General features: G+C 48.8%; 17 protein-coding genes, 1 other RNA gene and 2 pseudogenes. 14 read left to right on the top strand and 6 right to left on the bottom strand.

Features of this window, described 5'->3' with window-relative positions; all coding sequences use genetic code 11:
- Positions 1-48: 48 nt before the first annotated feature.
- On the bottom strand, positions 49-639 hold the full coding sequence (grpE, locus tag EGY08_RS22275; RefSeq protein WP_004123793.1) for a nucleotide exchange factor GrpE: 591 nt from the start codon (positions 637-639) through the stop codon (positions 49-51).
- 124 nt (positions 640-763) lie between these two features.
- On the opposite strand from grpE, the gene nadK reads away from it, so the two are divergent.
- From nadK to bamE, 3 genes are all read left to right on the top strand, one after another.
- A complete protein-coding gene (gene nadK / locus EGY08_RS22270; protein WP_004123797.1) occupies positions 764-1,642 on the top strand; it encodes an NAD(+) kinase in 879 nt (292 codons plus the stop codon).
- A gap of 86 nt (positions 1,643-1,728) precedes the next feature.
- Positions 1,729-3,390 (top strand): DNA repair protein RecN, encoded by a 1,662-nt coding sequence (gene recN, locus EGY08_RS22265; RefSeq protein ID WP_049114045.1) that lies wholly within the window; start codon positions 1,729-1,731, stop codon positions 3,388-3,390.
- 147 nt (positions 3,391-3,537) lie between these two features.
- Positions 3,538-3,879 (top strand): outer membrane protein assembly factor BamE, encoded by a 342-nt coding sequence (gene bamE / locus EGY08_RS22260; RefSeq protein ID WP_004123807.1) that lies wholly within the window; start codon positions 3,538-3,540, stop codon positions 3,877-3,879.
- Between the two features lie 66 nt (positions 3,880-3,945).
- Here bamE and EGY08_RS22255 read toward each other — a convergent pair whose 3' ends face one another.
- Both EGY08_RS22255 and EGY08_RS22250 read right to left on the bottom strand, forming a co-directional pair.
- Positions 3,946-4,236, bottom strand: a complete 291-nt coding sequence (locus EGY08_RS22255; protein ID WP_004123815.1) for an RnfH family protein — start codon at positions 4,234-4,236, stop codon at positions 3,946-3,948.
- Positions 4,226-4,663, bottom strand: coding sequence for a type II toxin-antitoxin system RatA family toxin (locus EGY08_RS22250; RefSeq protein WP_004123817.1), 438 nt, complete (start codon positions 4,661-4,663; stop codon positions 4,226-4,228). The genes EGY08_RS22255 and EGY08_RS22250 overlap by 11 nt, the downstream gene beginning before the upstream one ends.
- Before the next feature lie 149 nt (positions 4,664-4,812).
- On the opposite strand from EGY08_RS22250, the gene smpB reads away from it, so the two are divergent.
- The 5 genes from smpB to EGY08_RS22220 all read left to right on the top strand — a co-directional run bounded on the left by smpB (position 4,813) and on the right by EGY08_RS22220 (position 14,207).
- Positions 4,813-5,295: an SsrA-binding protein SmpB gene (gene smpB, locus EGY08_RS22245; RefSeq protein WP_004104655.1), complete on the top strand. Its 483-nt coding sequence runs from the start codon at positions 4,813-4,815 to the stop codon at positions 5,293-5,295.
- A 144-nt stretch (positions 5,296-5,439) separates the two neighbouring features.
- Positions 5,440-5,803: a transfer-messenger RNA gene (gene ssrA / locus EGY08_RS22240) on the top strand.
- A gap of 166 nt (positions 5,804-5,969) precedes the next feature.
- Complete coding sequence (locus tag EGY08_RS22235; RefSeq protein WP_185762657.1) at positions 5,970-7,217, top strand: integrase domain-containing protein; 1,248 nt, start codon at positions 5,970-5,972, stop codon at positions 7,215-7,217.
- Between the two features lies 1 nt (position 7,218).
- Positions 7,219-7,863, top strand: coding sequence for a hypothetical protein (locus EGY08_RS22225; protein ID WP_123828921.1), 645 nt, complete (start codon positions 7,219-7,221; stop codon positions 7,861-7,863).
- Between the two features lie 614 nt (positions 7,864-8,477).
- Entirely contained in the window at positions 8,478-14,207 is a 5,730-nt protein-coding gene (locus EGY08_RS22220) for an ATP-binding protein (RefSeq protein WP_123828920.1), read from the top strand.
- Positions 14,208-14,325: 118 nt separating this feature from the next.
- Here EGY08_RS22220 and EGY08_RS22215 read toward each other — a convergent pair.
- Both EGY08_RS22215 and EGY08_RS22210 read right to left on the bottom strand, forming a co-directional pair.
- Positions 14,326-14,478 (bottom strand): annotated as a pseudogene (locus EGY08_RS22215) (IS3 family transposase); the annotation flags it as partial.
- Between the two features lie 88 nt (positions 14,479-14,566).
- A complete protein-coding gene (locus tag EGY08_RS22210; protein ID WP_117077281.1) occupies positions 14,567-15,076 on the bottom strand; it encodes a hypothetical protein in 510 nt (169 codons plus the stop codon).
- A 223-nt stretch (positions 15,077-15,299) separates the two neighbouring features.
- Here EGY08_RS22210 and EGY08_RS31130 point away from each other — a divergent pair.
- The 3 genes and pseudogenes from EGY08_RS31130 to EGY08_RS22195 form a co-directional block, all read left to right on the top strand.
- Positions 15,300-15,629: pseudogene (locus tag EGY08_RS31130) on the top strand (hypothetical protein); the annotation flags it as partial.
- 375 nt (positions 15,630-16,004) lie between these two features.
- The gene (locus EGY08_RS22200) at positions 16,005-16,220 is read left to right on the top strand and encodes an AlpA family transcriptional regulator (protein WP_123828919.1); all 216 of its coding nucleotides are present in this window, start codon (positions 16,005-16,007) and stop codon (positions 16,218-16,220) included.
- Between the two features lie 35 nt (positions 16,221-16,255).
- Positions 16,256-18,325 carry a DUF927 domain-containing protein gene (locus tag EGY08_RS22195; RefSeq protein ID WP_123828918.1) on the top strand — a complete coding sequence of 690 codons (2,070 nt, stop codon included), beginning with the start codon at positions 16,256-16,258 and terminating at the stop codon, positions 18,323-18,325.
- Between the two features lie 365 nt (positions 18,326-18,690).
- Here EGY08_RS22195 and EGY08_RS22185 read toward each other — a convergent pair whose 3' ends face one another.
- The gene (locus EGY08_RS22185) at positions 18,691-19,107 is read right to left on the bottom strand and encodes a helix-turn-helix domain-containing protein (protein WP_123828917.1); all 417 of its coding nucleotides are present in this window, start codon (positions 19,105-19,107) and stop codon (positions 18,691-18,693) included.
- A gap of 371 nt (positions 19,108-19,478) precedes the next feature.
- Here EGY08_RS22185 and EGY08_RS22175 point away from each other — a divergent pair, with 371 nt between their 5' ends.
- The 3 genes from EGY08_RS22175 to EGY08_RS22165 are packed head-to-tail and all read left to right on the top strand — an operon-like array spanning position 19,479 to position 21,348.
- Complete coding sequence (locus tag EGY08_RS22175; RefSeq protein ID WP_123828916.1) at positions 19,479-20,000, top strand: PTS glucitol/sorbitol transporter subunit IIC; 522 nt, start codon at positions 19,479-19,481, stop codon at positions 19,998-20,000.
- Complete coding sequence (locus tag EGY08_RS22170; RefSeq protein WP_123828915.1) at positions 19,997-20,371, top strand: PTS glucitol/sorbitol transporter subunit IIA; 375 nt, start codon at positions 19,997-19,999, stop codon at positions 20,369-20,371. The genes EGY08_RS22175 and EGY08_RS22170 overlap by 4 nt, the downstream gene beginning before the upstream one ends.
- Positions 20,368-21,348, top strand: a complete 981-nt coding sequence (locus EGY08_RS22165) for a PTS glucitol/sorbitol transporter subunit IIB (RefSeq protein ID WP_123828914.1) — start codon at positions 20,368-20,370, stop codon at positions 21,346-21,348. The genes EGY08_RS22170 and EGY08_RS22165 overlap by 4 nt, the downstream gene beginning before the upstream one ends.
- Positions 21,349-21,352: the final 4 nt, after the last annotated feature.

The raw sequence follows: 21,352 nt of genomic DNA, 5'->3' as shown, positions 1-21,352 counted from the left end.
CAGAAGGAAATAGAAAAACGGCCACCTCACGGTAGCCGTTTCGCTTATTTACTTCGCTTTCGCGACGGTGACCATCGCCGCGCGAATAGTACGACCGTTCAGGGTATAACCCTTTTGCATAACGCCCAGCACGTTGCCTGGCGCTACGTCTTCGGACTCAACCATCGCAATGGCCTGATGGACGTTCGGATCCAGCGGCACGTTCGTATCGCCAATCACTTCCACGCCGAACTTACGTACCACGTCGAGCATGGACTTCAACGTCAGTTCGATGCCTTCAACCATCGGCGCCATATCCGGGTTAGCTTTATCAGCGACTTCCAGCGCGCGATCCAGGCTGTCGATGACCGGCAGCAGCTCGTTGACGAATTTTTCCAGCGCAAACTTATGCGCTTTTTCGATATCCAGCTCGGTACGGCGGCGCAGGTTATCTTCATCGGCTTTCGCACGTAGCAATACTTCACGTTCGCGCTTCTGCGCTTCAGCAAGCTGAGCTTCCAGATTCGCAATTTTTTCATCGCGCGGATCCACCTGCTCAGCCGAAACCTCAGGCTCTACCGCCTCAACGTCGTCGTGCTGCTCCGTGATAATTTCTTCCGGGGCTTGCCCCTCAGGCGTTTTCTGTTCTTTACTACTCATGAATTTCTCCGCGTTTTTTTCGCATTCATCTCGCTAACTTCGCTTATTATGGGGATCAGTTTCCTGGTTTCAAGGGAACGCGGCCAGATTGTCACTATTCATTTAACGCAAGGACATCCAGATCATGAAGAACCACTTCAAGTGTATAGGCATTGTGGGACACCCTCGTCACCCAACCGCGCTGACCACACATGAAATGCTCTGGCGCTGGCTGTCCGGCAAAGGTTATGAAGTGCTGGTTGAGCAGCAAATAGCGCATGAACTTCAGCTCAGCAATGTCAAGACCGGGACGTTGGCCGAAATTGGCCAACAGGCAGATCTGGCCGTCGTGGTTGGCGGCGATGGCAATATGCTCGGCGCAGCCCGTACGCTGGCGCGCTACGACATTAACGTTATTGGGATTAACCGCGGCAACCTCGGTTTTCTGACCGATCTCGACCCGGATAACGCGCTACAGCAGCTTGCCGATGTGCTTGAAGGCCACTATATCGCCGAAAAACGCTTTCTGCTGGAAGCTCAGGTGTGTCAGCAGGATTGTCAGAAGCGCATCAGCACGGCAATTAATGAAGTTGTCCTGCACCCCGGCAAAGTGGCGCATATGATTGAGTTTGAAGTTTACATTGATGAGGTATTTGCTTTCTCTCAGCGCTCCGATGGCCTGATTATCTCCACGCCCACCGGCTCCACGGCTTATTCACTCTCTGCTGGAGGGCCGATCCTCACGCCTTCACTGGATGCGATCACCCTGGTCCCCATGTTCCCGCATACGCTCTCGGCACGCCCGCTGGTGATCAATGGCGACAGCACCATTCGCCTGCGCTTTTCTCAACGCTGTAGCGACCTTGAAATTAGCTGCGATAGCCAGATAGCGCTTCCAATTCAGGATGGTGAAGATGTGCTGATTCGCCGCTGTGATTATCACCTCAATCTCATCCACCCAAAAGATTACAGCTATTTCAACACATTAAGCACCAAGCTTGGCTGGTCGAAAAAATTGTTCTGATTTTATAGCCAGCCCCTTTACTGGATAAAAAACCAGATTATACTGTACGAAAACACAGTAATGGTTTTTCATACAGGAAGGCAGCTATGTTGGCACAACTCACTATTAGTAATTTTGCTATTGTTCGTGAGCTTGAAATCGATTTTCACAGCGGTATGACCGCCATTACCGGCGAGACCGGCGCCGGTAAATCGATCGCTATCGACGCGCTGGGGCTGTGCCTCGGTGGTCGGGCGGAAGCCGATATGGTGCGCAGAGGCGCCAACCGGGCTGATTTATGCGCCCGCTTCTCCCTGAAAGACACACCTGCCGCTCAGCGCTGGCTGGAACAGAACCAGTTGGAAAGCGGGCGTGAGTGTTTACTTCGCCGCGTCATCAGCGCTGACGGCCGCTCTCGCGGTTTTATTAACGGCACGGCAGTCCCTTTATCCCAGCTTCGCGATCTGGGTCAACTGCTTATCCAGATCCACGGCCAGCACGCCCACCAGTTGCTGACTAAACCCGAACACCAGAAGACGCTGCTTGATGGCTATACTGGTGAGTATGCGCTTACTCAGCTAATGGCAGAGCGCTATCGTCAGTGGCATAAAAGCTGTCGCGATCTGGCGCAGCATCAGCAGCAAAGTCAGGAGCGCGCAGCCCGTGCGGACCTGCTGCAATATCAATTAAAAGAGCTAAACGAGTTCAACCCGCAGTCGGGCGAATTCGAACAAATTGATGAAGAATACAAACGTCTGGCTAACAGCGGTCAGCTGCTGACGACCTGCCAGCATGCGCTGACGGTACTGGCAGACGGCGAAGAATCCAACCTGCAGAGTCAACTGTACGCCGCGAAGCAGCTGGTCAGCGAGCTGGCAGGTATGGACAGTAACCTCTCCGGGGTACTCGATATGCTTGAAGAGGCGTCTATCCAGCTTAGCGAAGCAACGGACGAACTGCGCCATTATCACGATCGCCTCGATCTCGATCCGAACCGCCTGTTCGAGCTGGAGCAGCGTATATCCCGACAGATCGCCCTCGCGCGGAAGCACCAAATCACGCCCGAAGAGCTTCCTGACCTTTACCAATCCCTACTGGAAGAGCAGCGTATGCTGGATGATAGCGCCGGTTCTCTGGAATCTCTTAGCCAACTGGTCGTTGAGCATCATCAGCTGGCGCTGGATACGGCAAAGCAGCTGCATGCCCTGCGCCAAAATAGCGCCGATGAATTGACTCAGCTCATTACGGAGAGTATGCACTCACTCTCGATGCCGCACGGTGTGTTCGCCATTGATGTCGCGTTTGATGAGCGCCACCTTACGGCTGAAGGCGCGGACCATATCGAATTCCGCGTCACCACTAACCCGGGTCAGCCGCTGCAGCCGATTGCTAAAGTTGCCTCCGGAGGCGAGCTGTCACGTATTGCGCTGGCGATTCAGGTCATCACCGCACGTAAGATGGAAACTCCGGCGCTGATTTTCGATGAAGTGGATGTCGGCATCAGCGGCCCTACGGCGGCAGTCGTCGGTAAACTACTGCGTCAATTAGGCGAATCAACCCAGGTAATGTGCGTTACCCACTTACCGCAGGTTGCCGGTTGTGGACATCACCATTTCTTCGTCTGCAAGGAAACGGACGGTGAAATGACCGAGACGCATATGCACCCTCTGGATAAACGCGCTCGTTTGCAGGAACTGGCCCGCCTGCTGGGCGGTAGTGAAGTCACTCGTAATACCCTGGCAAACGCGAAAGAGTTGCTTGCCGCCTAAACTTTTTGATTTTCACAGAGTCATAGTGAACAGCAAATTGCCGATAGACATGCAGCCGAAGGTTCCCAACCGGGCAAAGGTCTATTATCATCGGCATATTACAGATGAGCCACGTACTGCTCGGGCCCAAAAAGGAATCAAATCACTATGCGCTGTAAAATGCTGACTGCTGCCGCAGCGGTTCTTCTTATGTTGACCGCAGGCTGTTCCACTCTGGAACGAGTGGTTTACCGTCCTGACATCAACCAGGGAAACTATCTGGCACCAACCGATGTAGCAAAAATTCGTGTCGGCATGACGCAACAACAGGTTGCCTATGCTCTTGGTACCCCGATGATGTCAGATCCGTTTGGCACCAATACCTGGTTCTACGTTTTCCGTCAGCAGCCTGGGCATGAAAAAGTTACCCAACAGACGCTTACCCTGACCTTCAACAGCAGCGGTGTGCTGACCAACATTGATAACAAACCTGCCCTGACGGCAGAGTAAGGCTATCAATATGCAAAAAGCGCTCAATGAGCGCTTTTTTTTATCTCTGAGCTTTGTGCGAAACGGTTACTTTCCCGCGCTTTTCTCAGCCCGCTGGCGACGCAGCTCTTTAGGGTCTGCAATCAGCGGCCGATAGATCTCTACTCGATCGCCATCGTGGACCCGATCCTGAAGCTTCGCCGGGCGGCTATAAATACCCACTTTGTTCTTCGCCAGATCGATATCATCACGTAACGCCAGAAGACCGCTGGCCACGATCGCCTGCTCGACCGTGGCGCCCTCTTCCAGCTTAACGCGTTGCAGATACTGCTTTTCCGGCAAGGCGTAGGCAACTTCAACGATGATGTTAGCCGACACTGTAAACCTCTTTTGCCCGCGTCGTAAACGCTTGCACCATATTCATGGCCAGCTCTTTGAAGATGCGACCAAAAGCCATTTCAATCAGCTTATTGGTGAATTCAAAATCGAGATGAAACTCAATTTTGCACGCTTCAGGGCTTAAGGGAATAAACTTCCAGCCGCCAATCAGCTTCTTAAACGGACCATCGACCAGACTCATGAGAATACTCTGGTTACTGGTCAGCGTATTTCGCGTTGTGAAGGTCTTGCTGATACCCGCTTTGGAGACGTCAACCGCCGCGGTCATTTGCGTCGGACCGAGCTCCAGAACCCGGCTACCGGTGCAGCCCGGCAGAAAATCAGGGTAGGACTTCACATCATTTACCAGTTGGTACATCTGTTCCGCACTGAACGGCACGAGGGCGGTACGGCTAATCTGAGGCATAGCAGGTTCCACATATAAACACGGTGTAAATAATATCATTTATCTGCTGCTAAAAAAAACGCTGTACCGCAACTCGTGCTAAGATAGCCCATTACGCCTCGCGGGAAGATTGAGGTACGACTGTTTTAAGACGATGACTTCAGGATACTATGACTAAGAAAAAAGCCCACAAACCTGGATCAGCCACCATTGCGCTGAATAAACGCGCCCGTCATGAATACTTTATCGAAGATGAATACGAGGCTGGTCTTGCTCTGCAGGGATGGGAGGTAAAATCTCTCCGCGCAGGTAAAGCCAATATTGGTGATAGCTATGTCATTTTGAAAGATGGCGAAGCCTATCTGTTTGGCGCCAACTTTACGCCAATGGCTGTTGCTTCCACTCACTACGTCTGCGACCCGACGCGTACCCGTAAGCTTCTGCTCAACCAGCGTGAACTGGATACCCTGTACGGGCGTATCAACCGCGAAGGTTACACTGTGGTCGCTCTTTCTCTGTACTGGAAAAATGCCTGGTGCAAAGTCAAAATCGGCGTAGCAAAAGGTAAAAAACAGCACGACAAGCGTACCGATATCAAAGACCGCGAATGGGCAGTAGATAAAGCCCGAATTATGAAGCACGCGGGTCGTTAACTCCCCATCCCATCAGGGTCAGTTTTGCTGACCCTGGCGCTATATTGTTGTTGATGCTGATTTTTCACCCAACCTGACGCCTTAATCCTCGAAACGAGGGCTGGTAAGCGCATTCATAAATCTGTTATACTCAACGTACACATTGGGGCTGATTCTGGATTCGACGGGATTTGCGAAACCCAAGGTGCATGCCGAGGGGCGGTTGGCCTCGTAAAAAGCCGCAAAAAAATAGTCGCAAACGACGAAAACTACGCTTTAGCAGCTTAATAACCTGCTCTGAGCCCTCTCTCCCTAGCTTCCGCTCTTAAGACGGGGATCAAAGAGAGGTCAAACCCAAAAGAGATCGCGTGGAGGCCCTGCCTGGGGTTGAAACGTTAAAACTAATCAGGCTAGTCTGGTAGTGGCGTGTCTGTCCGCAGGTGCCAGGCGAATGTAAAGACTGACTAAGCATGTAGTACCGAGGATGTAGGAATTTCGGACGCGGGTTCAACTCCCGCCAGCTCCACCAAACATTCATTCATGATGCATCATGAACCTTAAAAAAGCCTGTAACTTCAACGAGTTACAGGCTTTTTTGTTGCATGTGTGGTCATGATCTCTGTATGAATCTTGAGCATTATGTATCTTGTTTTGTACCGCGTTGCCTGAACGCTAAAAAAACAAGGTGCAAAAACATGCCTAAGGTATTGAAATCCCTAACCAATACCGAGATCGCTGCCGCCAAGCCGCAGAAGACCGAGTATATGCTGCGCGATGGCGACGGACTGGCGTTGTTGATTAAGCCATCCGGCAGAAAGATCTGGTACTTCGAATACACTCCCCCGGCGCTGAAAAAACGGACCAAAATCAGCATTGGCCCCTACCCGGTAGTCACCCTCGCCATGGCGCGAGATTTCAGGTTGCAATACCGGCGTTTACTCGTGCAGGGCATCGACCCGCAGGCCCATCTGGAGCAGATTGCAGAGGAGCAACGACTCCAGAATGAATGCACGCTGGAAAAAGTTGCGGAACAGTGGCTCAAAGAGAAAAAACGGACCAGTGATCTTAGCGAAGATCACGCCAAAGATGTCTGGCGTTCTCTGGAGATGCACGTCTTCCCTTCTCTGGGCAGTACGCCCGTCACCGAGATCCGCCCGAAGATGCTCAAGGAACATCTCACACCGCTAGAAGAACAGGGCATCCTCGAAACACTGCGCCGGGTTATCTCACGGCTCAATGAAATCTTCCGCTTCGCCATCTCCGAAGAGCTCATCGAGTTCAATCCGGCTGACAACCTGGTCGCCCGTTTCAAGAAACCGAAAAAGCAGAATATGCCCGCCCTTCACCCCAGCGAATTGGGCAGACTAATGCTGGCGCTACAGAACGCCTCTATCCGTAAAGAAACCCGCTGCCTTATCGAATGGGAGCTACTGACCTGGGTTCGCCCCGGCGAAGCCGTTAGCGCCCGCTGGTGCGACATCGATATGAAAAAAGCGGAATGGCGCATCCCCGACACCTTTATGAAGATGAACCGTTCGCACACGGTGCCGCTCAGCAAACAGGCACTGCGCGTTCTTCAGGTTATGGAGCCAGTCAGCCGCCATCGTCCGTGGGTCTTCCCCAGCATCCGCAAACCGCTGGAGCATATGCACCAGCAGACCGCGAACGCCGCGCTTATCCGTATGGGGTTCGGCGGTGAGCTGGTTGCCCATGGTATGCGCAGCATTGCCAGGACCGCAGGCGCAGGTCATTTCCCCCGTGAAGTTCTGGAATCGGCATTGGCACACCAGAAAGAAGACGAGATCGAAGCGGCCTACAACCGCAGCGACTATCTGGAACAAAGGCGACCGCTGATGCAGTGGTGGGGAAACTACGTTGATGCCGCCAGACGGCAGGCGCTGCTCGGTGCAGAAGAACCACTGCAGATCGTGGAAGGAGAATAATGTGACCAGTCCCATTCGTCAGAATCTGTTTGAACGGGAATGTGATATGCCGCTGCTGGAAGCGCGGCATCTCGCCCTTCTGCTTCTAGGCCTCGATGCTTCCCAACCGGCAAATGCCCTGCCGGAAGAACATCAGGAGAATTACCGTATCCTGCACGACGCCATCAGCCGCACCATCAAAGCAACGGGCATGGTCAGCGCCCCGGCGAACAAACGCATGTTCTATGCCGATGAGATGTTCGCGCTGGCATGGCGATTTATTGATGACGAACTGACGCCGCCAGAAATTAAGGCCCGTAGCCTGAAGGCTGTGATGAAACTGTCACGCAACAGCCGTGGCCGCAAGTGGCTGAAGACGCTCGGTGACGACGCGCTACCGGATCTCACTGCTTCAGCACAACCTTCCCTGCGTGGAATGCATAAGCGTGATAAGGCACGGGAGAATACTGCCCGACTCTGCTGGCTACTGGTTCAGCTTCTGGTTGAGGAGACTGATGGGCGTTATGGGACGTCGGATAAACCGGCTTCGGATAGGATACTTCGGAAGCTGAAGGCGCTGGCGCAGGAGCGGGAAGTGCCGTCGGATGGGCTTGGACGAGGGACGTTTTATGAGGTGTTGAAGATGGGGCGGGAGAAGAGAACGTAGATAGGTCCTCCCAGTGTCGGGTAATAGAGAACCGATTAAGCTCTGAATCCTCACACGTATAGTCGGCTTCGTGTAAGGACATATCAATTGCTTTCGGCTTGAGGCTCGCGTTAATTGCCAGTGACCTGCAGTGTATTCTTTTCAGTGGCTTAGACGAGTCCCCTGCGGCTGAGAAAGTCGCGTTGTCAAAAGAGTGTTTCTTTAATGTTAATTTCGTCAACACGGAGAATAGAAGACATGTTGAACCCCTCAATTTCTGATCTGGCAAGGTTGTATGGAAACTCAACTCCAGAAGAACTTTTCGAGTACATTTGCCGGATAACTGATGATACTGGTCGAGATTATTCTTCAATAATTCATGGGCGTTGCTTACCGCATTCTGCAGTGCGTGAGTTGAAATCGAAGCAAAATTAACCAAAAATAGTTAATTAGTTCAGCTTAGGGCTGATTGCTACTTTCCTAGCACAGCCTAAGATATGTGTGTGCCAAAAACGGACATAGGTATGGATTTTGTCTGTTTCTCCTTTACGTATTCGATAAAATTGATTGAAAATTAAGTACTTCAGTAGTAGGTTTAAGTAAGTTGCGATCGTAAAATATGGATTGTTATTTTGATGAAACCGTCAAAAATTAAACCCTCACAATTAACACGTGTTGGATACACATACCAAGACCTTATGTGTATTCGCACATTGATCAATTGGTTTCACGATCCAGAGAAATACCAGTGGATAAGCATAGAAGGTAATCAAGGGCTTAATCATGTTAAGAGCCTTGATGATGTTATTTGCTTTACAGCCAGTGGAGAATATGAACTCTATCAGGTCAAATTTACAATTGATTCTGAACGTGACGATTTACATTTAGATTTCGCTTGGCTACTCAAGAAGAAGGATAAGGGCACATCCCTTATCGAAAAATGGTCAGCAGATATAGAGAAGTTCGGTTCCTCCAGCACAATAGCGATTGCTAAGCTTATTACAAATAGAATACCTGACCAAGTTTTATCAAATTGCCTAATAGATAAAAAAATTGATTACTCTCTCGTTCCGGAAGACGTCAAATCAAAAATATTAGCTCAACTTGGTAGTGAAGAGAAGTCCATAGCTTTTTTCGAAACTCTTATTTTCGAACATAGCCAAAAGGAAATTGATGATTTAGAGTTGCACCTACGTGACTCGCTTGTACCAGACCACGCAAATGAAGAAAGTTGGCTTCAGTTATTAAAAACCGTTGAGCGTTGGGCTTCACGAAAAAGAGAACCGGCACCAGATGGCAAAATCTACCTTAATCATATACATGAAATTTTAACGCTCGGCTCCAAAAAAACTATTTCTCAGTTTTTTGAAATTCCTGGCGGCTACAAACCACCAACAGATGAATTTCATAATGAAATTCTTAACGCTACAGCTAACCCTGGCTGCCATGTTATATCAGGATTACCCGGGATGGGGAAAAGTACTTTTCTATCCTTTTTAACTGACCAGCTAATAGAATCGAAAACGCCTGTTATCCGACATCATTATTACTTATCCCCTCAGTTTATTGGCGACAGAATTGCTTTTAATAATGCAGCTCATTCACTACAAAGCCAGATTAGAACACTTTATCCCAATGACTTCGATAGCGATAAACTTGATTCTCAACATCTAGAGGCCTGGATAAGCAAGGCAGTAATTAAAGCTGAAGAAAATGGCAAAACTCTAGTTATAATTATTGATGGATTAGATCATGTTTATCGTGAAAGATCGGATATTAGCCAACTCGAACATTTAGTTAATCGGATTACCCCTTTTAAAGGAAAAGTTTGTTTGCTATTCGGAACACAACCAATAAGCGACGAGCATCTTCCCAATTCCCTCTTACGTTCAGCTCCAAGAGAACATGCCTGGATAGATATTCCATCTATGGGGCTTGATGCTATAAAGTCGAGACTCGACTTTATAGCATCGAACAATGAAATAAAAGTAGCAGGCAATAAATATCACAAACAAAATAAAATAGTAGAAATTTCACAGGCTCTACTCGACATTTCTCATGGATATCCCCTTCATATTATTTACTCTTTAAACAGTTTGCAGTTAGCAGATAAAAATATCAGTAAATATGATGTGGAACGACTACCAACTTGTCCTGATGGCGATATTCATGAATATTATGAGAATCTATGGGTATCACTATCTGAAGGAGCAAAAGAAATTCTTCTGCTTATAGCAAATGCAGATTTTTCATGGCCTGATAAAACCCACATCAGTTACTGTTTTGAAGATAGCCTAACTTTCCAAACCAGCTTTTCAGAAATTCAACACCTCATTGAACAAAGACTAAGTGGGATATATCCTTTTCATAGCAGCCTATTCGTATACCTAAGACGCAAAGACGCCTTCGTTCAATCAAGAGATAGGTTAAATAGAATTTCTAAAATTTGGATCAATACACATGCTCCAGAGTATTGGCGGTGGGGTTGGGAATGGATCATTGAAGCTAACCTCGGGAATATCACCCCACTTTTTCAAGGTGTAGATAGGGACTGGCTTGTTCAATCTCTCTGCAATGGTTATCCTCTAGAGCATATAGAACATATATTCAGTGTTGCAGAACGTATCGCATTTGATCAAAACCTATATTCTGAGTTGTTGAGACTGCGAATTTTGAAAACAAGGCTATTAAATGGGCCAGAGTTTCAAATACAGAATTTTAGCGATTTTCTGGACTGCTCATTAAGCATCTCGCACGATAATTTTGGTCTTCTTTGGCGAGCGGACAATCTAAGGATTATCCCGGACAATGAAATTGTTATTATTGCTAAGCATTTTCAAGGAAGAGATGAAAGAATAGTAGATGCGTGCACCAATGAAATCTCTCGTCGAGTACACTTTTATGCTCGGCTAGATGACTCTAATCATTATCAAACATTGAACAGCCTTGTAGATGATTATCTTCATACGCTAACCAGCCATAGTAATCCCGACTTAGCTGTTATAAATGCTTTCTATGAAACACTTATTGATAAGGCTTCATCTTTCACCCGAATTGTCGAATTGCTCATTCAGTATGGCCATAGACACTTACTGGTTGATTTATCTCTATTTGACGTCCCGGATGATATTGCCTCAGCAATCTGCGACGAAGTCGTTTTGGCTGCAAGCATCGAAGGCGTAACTATCAATGAGGAAAACTCCTTATTTGATAGCACTGATTCAAGCATATATCTGCTTTATCAGTTTTTAGCCGGAAACGACATAGAAATAGACCAACTTAAGGAAATTGAATGCCCTGTTGAGTACGAACATACACGTCACCTTCCTTTTTATGAGCACTTTTTTAGAAATCTTATAGTAAATTTAATAATATCAACCGAATTTAATGCTCCGGAGTTAACTGCACCCACAGATATTCAGGGGTTCCTCAATAATGCTTGGGCGACATTCCAATATGCCGCCTCAAAAATTGCAAAAAATATAAAAGAAGGCCACAATTTTGAAATTTCTAATTTGTATGAATCATTTGACTTACTAGAACAACCAGATAAATTATTGATGGGTTATCAAATCGATACTATCTTATTCAACATTCGAAAATCCTTAATAAGAATTGCCATTCACCTAAATATTTTATGCAACTCCATAAAAGCATTTTCAAATATTGACATAAATCAGTTTGATACACTATCAATGAGCAATTGGTGGGATTCTAGGGTGTTTTTTGATATTTCCTCTAAAAATGCAATTTTCAATTTCCCTAAAGATTATATTGCTCAGGAGTTTAAAAAGTATTTTGATTCTGAAATACTACGCAGAGATGATACTGCTACGCTGGCCAACGATAGCCTTGACCTAGCAAAATTGGCAACCAATTTAGGCCTGTATAATGAAGCAAGAATGTTTCTTGAACGTGCCGCATTCAATATAGTCGGATATGGCCATAGAAAGGACATTACTTTACATGAGGTTTTTGAAGCGTTACAAGAATGCTCTGATTCCAACTACCCTCAAGTTTCTGATTGGCTAAAACGAGTAGCAACTTTTACAACTGATGTATTTGATTTTTCAGAACGAGAAATTCGACATATTCCTAGCCTGTTCACAAAATTATTGGCGAAACACAACCCAGAACGCCTTGTTGACGAATTTGACTATCATCTATCAGAAGAGAATTGGCATAGAACACATCTTATTTTTGAAAATTTCGTAAAGACATTTCCACTTACTACGCAGTCAGAGCACTCTTTTCTTAGATGCATGACAACAGTTGATGCAATGGCTGCATTAGATGAAAGAAGCAAAGACAATGATGTTCTGAAAGGTATTTACGAAGAGCAGTGCAAAGTTCTTGGAGGTATGCCCCCACAACCAAGAGAGTATTCCTCCACTAACGAAGATGTCGTTACAGATTGTCCTGATGTATCCACCATATCACCTGCTAATCTTAATGATTTTATTGCAGCCTTACATTTAGTTTCATACCAGATTCGTGAAGAATTTATTTCGAACTGGATAGGTTATTGGGTTGATAAAGGCCATGCCCGCACGATTATCACTTCTTTCAGCGACTATTACAATCAAAGTAAATCAGACTATGAACTGAATCGATGCTTACACCATATTTTCTTGTTGAGCAAAAAAACCGAAGGCAGGAAAGCAGCTTACAAATGGGCTGTAAGAAATATAAAATTAAATAACTGCTGGAATCCTTATTATTCATCAGGGTCAAAAGAAGCCTTAAAAGAATATGGAAATACTTACAGCGAGCAATGGGAAAATCTTCTTCGTGATACGATGGCACCAGACTCTGCCAGCTTACAGAGAGATGAGAATATAGTAGTTCCTTCCACTCACCTTGTTACTTATTTGGCCTCTGCTGGACAGGTCGCTCTGGCAACCGAAATTACTGAAATTATGGTCACTAGCCTTGAGGGCGATATTGCACATCTTCCTTTGACCAAACTGTACTGGTATGATGATCCTGTATCATTCGAAAATATTCCATTTCATCTAATTCTATTACATTTTAAATGGCCCGACAGATACGCCAGGCTCCTAACAGCGAAGCAGATAGCAGCTTTATTACAAAACGACTCCAGTATCAAATTTCGTTCTTTGTATCTGAGTTTTCTGGAAAAACAACCCTATGAGGTTGATGTCATTGATTATCTATCTGTTTTATTACTTATCGAGGATCACTCATTTACTAAAGAAGAAATAACCAAATGCATTCATCACCCTTCTCTTATCTCTGATGAGATTCTATATTCTCTGGATTTAGACATTGAAAGAAGGAATGATTTTTCGGTTCTCTACTCTGAATTTTCAGATGACTTAGAACCGAATAAGAACAAATATAAAAAATATGCTAATGGCCTTGCATTGAGGTTTATAGGCATTATCGATGAGCTCGAAAATAAATACCAAATCCAACTGTTGAGGCATTTTTTCCTTGAATGGGAGCAAATCCACAACGCGCATGCTTGTTATATTTTTAAACCTCATAACTTTGCAAGTGAACAATTTTACCCTCAAGACAAGATTTTCTGTAGTTTTTCATGGCGAGCAGAAGTATCCATTTTATCTGCTTTTGTCAGAACATTAGCGTATGCTATGCAAAAGCACTCCTTACCTGCCGAACTTTGTTTGGCACATGCCCAAGAGGTTTTACCATTCGGTTCTATTGCTGTAAATCTTTCTCCTTCTGACTCACCATACAATTGGCCCGTAATAGAAGATTTAGAAAAAGACGATCATTTGCCTGATCAGAAAGAACTTGAACGGTATTTGGAAAATTTTTCCGCTTCTGCTGATGAAATATTACTTTATGCCAACGGCCCCGTGCTAAGAAATCACTCTGGTATATGCCTTGATCTAAGGGTTATTTTAGTCAAACTTCGAAACTCTGAAATTGACGATCCTAAGGCAATTTTTGAGTCAATAGATTATATGCGAAATTCTGAGCAAGGGATTTTCCCTTTAGCAAAGAAGAGCTGGCCTTCCTCCTTTGGAAGATGGGAAATTGACTGGTTAATCAGAGGTTATTTTCGACCGACCTACTCCGTAGGAGATTTACCTTTTAACTCCGTTAGGCAAAGCGATTATCACATAGAGTATTTCGGCGGAAATGTACATAATGGAACCTGGAGATACTGGGTCAACCAGTGGTATCCAGTTTATCACGCTGGTGTAGGCAACTCTCTTGGAACTTATTTTACAGTTTCTAACGATTTTTTAAAAAAACTAAAAGGACACACTGGCGGCAATTATTATTTAATTGGCGAGATGACTTGTGTTGACAGGCGTAATTTCTCTAACTCTGCGGAGTCAATAAAAACCTATTCCATTTTTCCGATATAGACATTATGAATATTATCCCTCTAAATGGCCGCACCTAATACCGCTATACGTGCCATTTAATGACATGTGGTGGCTGCGAAAAAGCATCACATCGCAAGCCTGATGTTGTAGTGGTCAACTTAAACTGCGAAATACTGTCCAGAAAATGCATGACCTGCACGCCTGAAATCCGAAAGGCAATAATGACCGCCAGGCACTTCTTCGTAAAATCATCCACGCAGATAAGGAGCTTTATCCTACGTCCGGTGACCAATGAATCCATAACGAAATCCTGAAATCCATCGACCAGTCAAGGCATCTATGGAAGTGAGTCTACTTAGATTATAATTGAAATAGACTCCTCTGCTTCGTATAGCTAATTAGGCTCCGAGAAAAAGATATCTCCCGCTATATGGCATAATTATTTGTAGCAATTCAATTGCGTTCCGAAGGTTTTCTACCTGATCATTTAACAACGTGATGTCCTTGATACCGTGAAATAAATTATTTCGATATCTATAGACAATTAAGAGACACACTTCTATTTTATCTTCAAAAGAAGTTTCTTTATTTATCAGTACATCAAGTGATTTCTCAATTTGCGAAGCTTCTCTAAAATATAGGTAATGGAAATGCTCTGTTGGTTCACCGCTTTCATGTATATAGCGTTTAGACCAATATGCTAACTGGGAGTCGATCGCATCTGTTGGCATTTCCCTTGCGACTCGTTTTGAAAGAACCCCAATCCGATCTACAACATTCTCATTATGAGCTTCTGAAGCCTCAAAAATTGACCACATAAGAGTGAAGTCGGATACTACCTCGAGTGTATCAGGTTCAAGTGGTGCTGAGTGTTGAATGTTTTGTTGAATCCAATCAGATACCTTCACTGATAATTTCCTTAAGATAGAGCATTTATTCAGTATAAATTTTGAGATTTTAGTCAAGCAATTAAGTCGGACACGGGTATGGCATGTCCTTATAAGACAGATGTCATTAGGCAAATGATATACTGGGATTTTTATAACTGATATAGCAAAAGATGAAATTTTGTATGAGATTACAAGTGGAAAGGGCCTTGTTGAATAAATCGAACTTTTGGCAGATGTCAGGATCAGATCACCAAATTCCGTTCTTGTAGCGTTACATCATGGCAAAAAAACGTTTAAAATCAATGAATTGTGCACCTTCATCAAGGCACTCGTCAATCGTGGTCGCTGACATTTCGGCTTGATGAGTCAAGCATTCAGGCATGGTACGATGACCCAAAAACTGCTTCGCGGGGGGGACCCGCAACGTTATTCTGAACTTGTCATTTCCCCTCTGATGAATCTCCCGCTTCGTTGTCCGGCTCATTCCAGCATTAGTAAGCGGGCTAAATCCGTCGGCATCCCGTTTAAAAACTCCACGAGAGACACGATTGCTCACCTGGTTATCAATTCTAAGCCAGCGACTGACTAGTTAGAAGGCATCGTGATCAGGAAGTCCATAACCTGCACTTAATCACAACATCTTGTAGCCCTAACAACCGCTCCTTGCCCAGGACTGACAGTGGGATAGCGACAGCTATTGTGAAGTGTTTGTAGTCGTGCGTTGCCATTCGTTAACCTCAGCTTGCAGTACTCTGATTGAGCAAGAGAAAATAAAATCATTTATTTTCAATTATTTATTGAAAAACCATCAGTTCAGGCAGCAAATAAAACATTTCCGGACTCATTACTTTCTATCCGGACTCCACTTTTTCACCCGGACCTATACCTCCCCTCCGCCGTTCCGCGCTATAACCGCCTCGACACTCTGTTCCCGTGAGGTGCAATCATGAAAACCCGTGTTGACAGTAACGATGCTTTTCCCGAAAGCGGTAACGTGCGTATGCGGCAGCTGGTCCAGTTTCTGGCGATGAGCGAATCGTCAGTTTACCGCCTGATTAAAGACACCGATTTTCCCCGCCCCGTCCACCTCTCTTCCCGACTGGTGGTTTTCGATGCTGCTGAAATCCGCCAGTGGCAACAGCGCCGCGCCGCCATCCGTTAATCCATGCTCAGGGATGAGCCGACCGATACCCCATCATGAAACGCGCTCCTTTTCTCTGTAAGCAGTCTCCGGACCGCACGCTCGAAGTGGTGATCCTTGCCGGAAGCCTGGCATGGGACACCTCACGCGCCTGGCGAAAAGATCCCAACCGGGAAGATGATGTTCCTCCGGTGGTGCTCGGCCCGAATGAACTGGCCGAACTGGACAACCTGACCATAATCAGGCCCGACACGCTCTACGTCCGGGTACTTCGCACAGGCGATATCCGCGAAGAGGAGTTGCTGAAAATCGCCGTAAAACTGGCACATGCGGATGTGCAGATGGCCCGACTGATGACCCCTGACGGTGAGTTACTGGAGAACTGGAGCAGTCAGCTTGCACGCCTGCGACAGGAAAGGCCTTCCGACATCTTGCCGGATCACTTCCGCCTCGATGAAGAGGCGCTGTGGTTTGACAAGCTCACCGAACGACGCGACGGCGAAAGCGACGTCCAGCCCCAGCGCATCTGTTCCCCTCTGCGCGTCACCGCTATCACCTGCGACAGCCATGACGGCAGCTATGGCCGCCTGCTGGAATGGCACACCACCACCGGGCAGTTACGGCGCTGGGCCATGCCGATGGCGATGCTCAGCGGTAACGGCGAGGAGCTGCGGCGCATCCTGCTGGAGAACGGCCTGACCTATATCTCCACCCGCCCCGCCCTGCGCAGCCTGCTGTGCGAATACATCTCACGGTCACTCCCCGGACGCCGGGTCACCTGTGTGGAGAAAACCGGCTGGCACAACGGCGTGTACGTGCTGCCGGATGAGGTTATCGGTCCCGGTGGCGACAATGTCATCCTTCAGGGCAGCCACTACCTGACCGGCGGCTTTGCACAGTCCGGTACGCTGGCGGAATGGCAGGAACAGGTCGCCGCGCTCTGTGCAGGTAACTCACGGCTGGCCTTTGCCCTCTGCTGTGCACTGGCCGCCCCGTTGCTGCGCCTGACCGGAACGGGCGGCGGAGGCTTTCATCTGCGCGGTGAGTCCACCGACGGCAAAACCACGGTGATGAAGGTGGCCGCCTCCGTGTGTGGCGGCACGGACTACTGGCACTCCTGGCGGGCCACCGGGAATGCGTTGGAAGGAATTGCCAGCCGACACAATGATGCCCTGCTGCCGCTCGATGAACTGCGCGAAGTGGACCCGCGGGAAGCCGGAATGATTGCCTATATGCTGGCGAACGGCCAGGGAAAGGGGCGCGCCCGCACCGATGGCGAAGTACGTAACCGCAGACACTGGACGCTGCTTCTGTTCTCCACCGGGGAGCTGTCGCTGGCGGAACACACCGAACGCGCCGGAGAGCGCCTCTACGCCGGAATGGACGTGCGCATGGTACAAATCCCCAGCGACACCGGGCAGCATGGCGCGTTTGAGCAGCTACACGGCTTTGCCAGCGGCCAGCAGTTCGCCGATGCCCTCTGCGACCGAGTAGCCCGCTTCCACGGTACCGCTTTTCGTGCCTGGCTGGCCTTCCTCACCCACGACCAGGACGCCAGCACCACGCTGGCAAGAGAGTTACTTCGCCGCTACCAGACGGTCCTGATGCCGGAGAATGCCGGAAACCAGGTGCAGCGCATCGTGGCCCGTTTTGCCCTGCTGGCGGTGGCCGGAGAGATGGCGACGCTGCAGGGCATCACGGGCTGGCAGGAAGGCACGGCGTATGAGGCGGTCCAGATCTGCCTGCACGCCTGGCTGAACGAACGCGGCCATATTGCTAACCAGGAGGATGAAGGCGTGCTGGCGCAGATCAAGCGGTTCATTACCGCGCACCAGTACAGCCGTTTTGCCTCGTGGGACGGCCCGGACCGCCCGCTGAATATGGTGGGCTTTCGCCGGGTGGAAAAAGATCCGCTGACGGGTGAAGAGCACACACTGTTTCACATCCTGCCGGAGGGCTGGCGGGAAATATGCCGGGGATTCAGTCCCGCCAGAGCGGCCAGATTATGTCTGGAAGCGGAATGCCTGCTGCCCGGCAGCGACGGGAAATACCAGTCGCAGGTTCGCCTGCCGGAGATCGGCAAAGCCAGGGTTTACCGGCTCACCTCCCGCATCCTCAGTATCTGAGTACAATCTCGCGTGTCTTAAAAAAAGGTGGTACAGGGTGGGACAAGTGGTACACGCAGGGCTGGCGCGGGTTACAGCGTCCCACCTTAGAGAATTTGGTTTAAAAAAAGTGGTACAGGATGGGACAGCCGTTGCTGAATCTGTCCCACTTTTCAGACTGGCATTTTTGAGGTGGTACAGCGCAAAGCCACGGCTGGCGCGGTTGTACCACTTGTCCCACCTGTACCACCTCAAAAACAGAAGGAATGAAAATGGCGAAAGGGACTGAAAAGACAAAGGCTGAAAGGAAGGGAGAATAAGGGGAACGGGCCTGCCCTTAAAGGGCAAAAGCCATGAGAGATACAGACTGATAGCGATCGTTAGTTCTATTGCTCAGTATTATTGTCACCTTCAACATTATGGTCGATCTGACGCGCCACACTTGCCAGAACGCGTTTCAGTACCCGCCCTCGCTGTACAGGGGCCATGTATTTGAACAGGTTATTGAGCAGCTCAAGATCCTTTTCAATTTCTGATATTCCGTCCTTTGGACTGGCAAACTCTTCATCATCACCTAAAAACCATCCCGCTTTGATGCCCATACCAACAGCTATCTTCCGAAGTTGCATGATCCCGGGAACGGATTCTCCCTTCAGATAGCTTCGAATGGTTGAATTGGGAATACCGGTTTTATCTACCAGAGAACTGACTGTGTCTTCAGATAACGACATCGCTTCGGCAAGGCGAGTGCCAAACTGAAAATTGTTATCTTGATCAAAAAATTGATTATCTTTTTTAGACATTAGACGCCACTAATCAGTAATCAATTGATTTTGTTGAATTCAACAAAATCAAATTCACAATATATTGTGAAAAACAGATCTTTAAATTCACAAAATCATGTGATAACTTATCTGTACAAATTGCAGACTATCACCCTCTGCAAACCCAACTGCTGAGCATCGCATACTCAGGGCTGAATTGCCACGCATTCGCTCGTCCTGAAAACCGCTCAGTTCACAAAAACACGCCACAAGCGGGGATAACAAAGAAAGCAGTATGAATCACAGCTGTTTATCGCCATTACCGGAGCCCCAGACGCTTACGCCTGTCATGTCTTAACCTCTGTCCGATAAGTCTGTGCGCTCCGGGCCTTTTACCCGGAGGACTCCTTATGTGGACAGTCAGCCTCGCTGAGGCGTTTATTCATGTATTCCAGACCGCAGGCAAAATCTTCCTCGACATGATGACCGGGCTTATCCCGATGCTCATCTGCCTGTTGCTGGCCATCAACTTCCTGATGAAGCTGGTCGGCACCGTCAGAATGGAGAAAATCGCCGCCCTGCTCGGCCGCTCGCGCATTCTCACCTACGGCGTGCTGCCGGTACTCGGCTGGTTCTTTATGAGCAGTCCCGGCGCGCTCACTTTAGGCAAGCTTTTGCCAGAGAAGAGCAAACCCGGCTATGAAGATGCGCTCGGCACCACCGCCCATCCCCTCACCAGCCTGTTTCCCCACGTGGTGCCGTCGGAGCTGTTCGTCTGGCTCGGCGTGGCAGCCGGGGTTAAGGCGCTCGGCCTGCCCGTTACTTCACTGGCGCTGCGCTATATCGCGGCCGCCATGGTGATTGGCCTGATACGCGGGATTATCACCGAGTACCTGTTCCTGCGGCTCAGCAAACGGGGGGATGCGCCATGATGATTTACTGCGCACGTATTACTGCCATCGGACTGTTTGTCGCCGACGGCCTGACCGACAAAATGCTCATCACCTTCGACAGCAACGGGCCGAAGGACTGCCTCGATTACTCGCTGTCGCTGGAGCCGTCGTTCCGGGAAGAGAGCCTGATGATACTGCCCGGCGACCGCCTGATGCTGGCGGAGCACGACTATCTGGTGACTGCCGTCGGCAAGGGGGCACAGCAGGCGCTGTTTGAACTCGGCCACCTGAATCTGGTGTTCAATGGTGACCTGAATCCCTGCCATGTCGGCGCGATTCATCTCCCCGGCCCGGTGCCGAACCTGCGCGACCTCCACGGCAATCTGGTGATAGAGGAGGGACGGCCATGAATACGGTGCTTATTCCTCCCGGTCCCGGCGGATACGGTAAAGGACTGTGGCTGCCCGTTGGCAGCGGCAAAAAGGTACTGTCGCTGACCGGACGCGAGATTCATCCGGTGGCGATAGAAATTGGTGCACTCACCGAATCGGAAGTGGTGAACGGCTTCGCCGATATCCCGCCTGATAACGACATCCTGTGCGTGGTGATTAACTGCGCCGGGTCCCTGCGATGCGGCCTGTATCCGCAGAAGGGTATCCCGACCATCAACGTGCTCCCCACCTGGCGCGCCGGGCCGCTGGCGCAGTTTATTAGCGAGGATAACTACGTTTCCGGCGTGACGATGGAGCAACTAGTTCTGGTGGATACCGCCGAAGCTCCGGACGGTGAACCGGATTCCATACCTGTCGCTGCACCACGGGTTATCACTACGCCGCCACCTCCGCGTGGCACAGAGAAGCTGGTGCACATGGTCGAGCAGACCGGCACCGCCGTCGGCCACGTTATCGCCCTGCTGTTCGCCGCCAGTCGTGAGGCGGTGGATGTGTCGCTGCGCAACGTCATCCCGTTTATGGCTTTTGTCTCGCTGCTGATAGCCCTGGTGCAGGAGACCGCACTCGGCAGCCTGATTGCCCACGCCCTGACCCCGCTGGCGAACTCGCTGTTGGGACTGGTGCTGCTGTCGCTCATCTGTGGCATTCCGTTCCTCTCCCCGGTGCTCGGACCGGGCGCGGCCATCTCGCAGGTGATTGGCGTGATGATTGGTACCCAGATTGGCGCGGGTACGATATCTCCGGCCTTCGCCCTGCCTGCGCTGTTTGCCATCAACGTGCAGGTCGGCTGCGACTTCGTGCCGGTAGGTCTTTCCATGCAGGAGGCAAAACCGGAGACCATCGCGAAGGGCGTCCCTGCCTTTCTGCTCTCACGCCAGTTAACCGGGCCGCTTGCGGTAATAGTCGGCTGGCTGTTTTCCCTGGGCTTATTCTGAGGAC

It is taken from the genome of Klebsiella sp. FDAARGOS_511 (assembly GCF_003812845.1).
Taxonomy (GTDB): Bacteria; Pseudomonadota; Gammaproteobacteria; order Enterobacterales; family Enterobacteriaceae; genus Klebsiella; species Klebsiella grimontii.
The sequence above is the reverse complement of the archived record's forward strand: the minus strand, read 5'-3'. Positions and strand labels throughout refer to the sequence as shown.

Bases quoted from the DNA above. Each gene is read 5' to 3' on its own strand.
- EGY08_RS22235 (WP_185762657.1), top strand. From the start codon at position 5,970: ATGCCTAAGGTATTGAAATCCCTAACCAATACCGAGATCGCTGCCGCC.
- EGY08_RS22220 (WP_123828920.1), top strand. From the start codon at position 8,478: ATGAAACCGTCAAAAATTAAACCCTCACAATTAACACGTGTTGGATAC.
- nadK (WP_004123797.1), top strand. From the start codon at position 764: ATGAAGAACCACTTCAAGTGTATAGGCATTGTGGGACACCCTCGTCAC.
- grpE (WP_004123793.1), bottom strand. From the start codon at position 639: ATGAGTAGTAAAGAACAGAAAACGCCTGAGGGGCAAGCCCCGGAAGAA.
- EGY08_RS22165 (WP_123828914.1), top strand. From the start codon at position 20,368: ATGAATACGGTGCTTATTCCTCCCGGTCCCGGCGGATACGGTAAAGGA.
- bamE (WP_004123807.1), top strand. From the start codon at position 3,538: ATGCGCTGTAAAATGCTGACTGCTGCCGCAGCGGTTCTTCTTATGTTG.
- EGY08_RS22200 (WP_123828919.1), top strand. From the start codon at position 16,005: ATGAAAACCCGTGTTGACAGTAACGATGCTTTTCCCGAAAGCGGTAAC.
- EGY08_RS22175 (WP_123828916.1), top strand. From the start codon at position 19,479: ATGTGGACAGTCAGCCTCGCTGAGGCGTTTATTCATGTATTCCAGACC.
- EGY08_RS22170 (WP_123828915.1), top strand. From the start codon at position 19,997: ATGATGATTTACTGCGCACGTATTACTGCCATCGGACTGTTTGTCGCC.
- EGY08_RS22250 (WP_004123817.1), bottom strand. From the start codon at position 4,663: ATGCCTCAGATTAGCCGTACCGCCCTCGTGCCGTTCAGTGCGGAACAG.
- EGY08_RS22185 (WP_123828917.1), bottom strand. From the start codon at position 19,107: ATGTCTAAAAAAGATAATCAATTTTTTGATCAAGATAACAATTTTCAG.
- recN (WP_049114045.1), top strand. From the start codon at position 1,729: ATGTTGGCACAACTCACTATTAGTAATTTTGCTATTGTTCGTGAGCTT.
- EGY08_RS22195 (WP_123828918.1), top strand. From the start codon at position 16,256: ATGAAACGCGCTCCTTTTCTCTGTAAGCAGTCTCCGGACCGCACGCTC.
- smpB (WP_004104655.1), top strand. From the start codon at position 4,813: ATGACTAAGAAAAAAGCCCACAAACCTGGATCAGCCACCATTGCGCTG.